The sequence below is a fragment of the Pseudomonas sp. SDO5522_S412 genome (assembly GCF_054071215.1).
Genome location: NZ_JBSVWQ010000410.1, coordinates 1 through 2,277, shown reverse-complemented (window position 1 = coordinate 2,277; position 2,277 = coordinate 1). Strand labels below are relative to the sequence as shown.

The window sequence follows — 2,277 nt, the reverse complement described above, 5'->3', positions numbered from 1 at the left end:
CGCTCGTGCCGATCGGCAAACCCATCGCCAACCTGCGCCTGCATATCCTCGATGAGGCCCAACAACCGTTGCCGATTGGCAGCATCGGCGAGCTGTACATTGGCGGTGTCGGCGTGGCACGCGGTTACCTCAAACGTGCAGACCTGACCGCCGAGCGCTTCCTGATGGTTAACGGTGAGCGCCTGTACCGCACAGGCGACCGTTGCCGCTTCCTTGCCGACGGCAATATCGATTACCTCGGCCGCCTCGACCATCAGGTCAAGCTGCGTGGCCAGCGCATCGAACTGGGCGAGATCGACGCCGCCCTGCTGGCTCAGCCCGGCGTGCGCGACGCGGCCACCCTGCTGCTGGACCAGCGTCTGGTGACCTTCTGGAGCGGCAACGCCGATGAAGCGAGCCTGCGCGACGACCTCGGCAAGCACTTGCCCACGTACATGCTGCCGAGCCTGCTGGTGCAACTTGACCACCTGCCGCTCAACAGCAACGGCAAGCTCGACCGCAAGGCCTTGGCCGCGATCACCTTGCCCGATACGCCCCGCGAGCAACCCCATCGGGCGCCGCGCAACGCCACCGAAACCCTGCTCTGCGACGTGTTCAGCGAAGTGCTGGAATGCCCCTCGGTAGGCATCGACGACCACTTCTTCCACCTCGGCGGCCATTCGTTGCTCGCCACGCGCCTGGTGGCCCGGGTGCGTGAACGCCTGGGCGTCACCTTGCCGTTGGCGGTGGTGTTTGCCCAGCCAACAGTGGCGGCGTTGGCCGACCACTTGCGCGACGCCTTGCCCGCTGAGGTGATCACGGCCCAACCGCGTCCGGCAACGTTGCCGCTGGGTCTGGCGCAACATCGTTTCTGGATGCTCAGCCGCCTGGTGCCGGAGTCCCGCGAGTACCACATGCCGTTCGCGCTGACCTTGAAGGGCACGCTGGATCTGGCAGCCCTGCGCGAAGCCTTCGACCAAGTCAGCGAGCGGCACTTGGTGCTGCGCAGCCGCATCGTAGAAACCGCCGGCCAAGCGCAGTTGCTCATTGATCCGCAAGGCCCTGCGCTGCGGGTGACCTCGGTCGCCACCAACGCCTGGAATGACGCGTGCAGCCGTGCCCAGGCCGAATTGATGGCCCCGTTCGACCTGGCCGCCGCTGCACCTTGGCGTGCACAGTTGCTGCAACGCCAAGACAGCGACGAAAACCTGCTGCTGCTGTGCCTGCACCACAGCGCCACAGACGGCTGGGCCATGCAACTGCTGATCGACGAACTGGCGCTGGCCTACCGTGCCGGGCTGAGCGGGCAGACACCGGACTGGACGCCACTGGACCTCGACTACGTTGATTTCGCCCTGTGGCAGCAACACCCACAAACCCAGGCCCGGCGCCAAGCCAGCTTGGACTACTGGAAACATCATCTGGGCACGGACGATTACGTACTCGACCTGCCCCTGGACAGACCACGCGCCGCCGAAGCGGATCGGCGCGCCGGGCAGTTGATCCTCCACCTGGGCCCCGAGCGCGCCGCCGCGATCCGCCACTTTGCGCGCCTGCGGAGCACCACGCCGTATGTGGTGCTGGCGAGCGCGTTGAGTGCCCTGCTCGCCCGTTACAGCGGCCAGCGCGATATTCGCCTGGGCACCCCGGCCGACCAGCGCGACCAGCCGCAAACCCAGGCGCTGCTGGCCTGCCTGGTCAATACCTTGGTGATTCGCAGCGAGGTCGATCAACAGGCGCCAGCGTCTGCCTTGCTGACGGCGCTGGAGACCGACCTGCGCGCCGCCCAGGCCCACGCCGACCTGCCGTTCGCCACCTTGGTCGGCGCCGTGACCCAGCGCCGTGACCTGAACCGCACGCCGTTGTTCCAGGTGCTGTTCTCCCTCAACCACGGCCGCATGGACAGCCGCCAATGGCCGGGCCTTGAACTCACAGAACAGACTCTGCCCGCCATCGACGCCAAGTTCGAACAAAGTTGGGAAGTCCACGACGACGGCAGCGACATGACCCTGGCGCTGGAATACCAGGCGGCACTGTTCGATGCCGCCACGATGCAGCGCTGGAGCGCGCAATGGTGTGCGCTGCTGGATGCACTCATCGCCACGCCGGAGCGTGCGCTGGTGGCGTTGTTCCCGCAGCAGCAGGATCAGGCGCAACTCGCTCGATGGAATGCCACCGAGCGCGAATATTCGGGCCCGACGAACTTGCACACGGCCCTGAGCCAGCAAGCCGCGTTGACGCCGAACGCGCCCGCGCTGGTGTTCGAAGGCCAACGCCTGAGCTACGCCGAACTGGACC

Annotated in this window: 1 protein-coding gene; it reads left to right on the top strand. The window is 66.5% G+C overall.

The window, feature by feature from the left end:
* Window positions 1-2,277 (top strand): condensation domain-containing protein (locus ACW9I6_RS32110; RefSeq protein ID WP_457340232.1); only part of this gene is annotated, 2,277 nt, incomplete at both ends.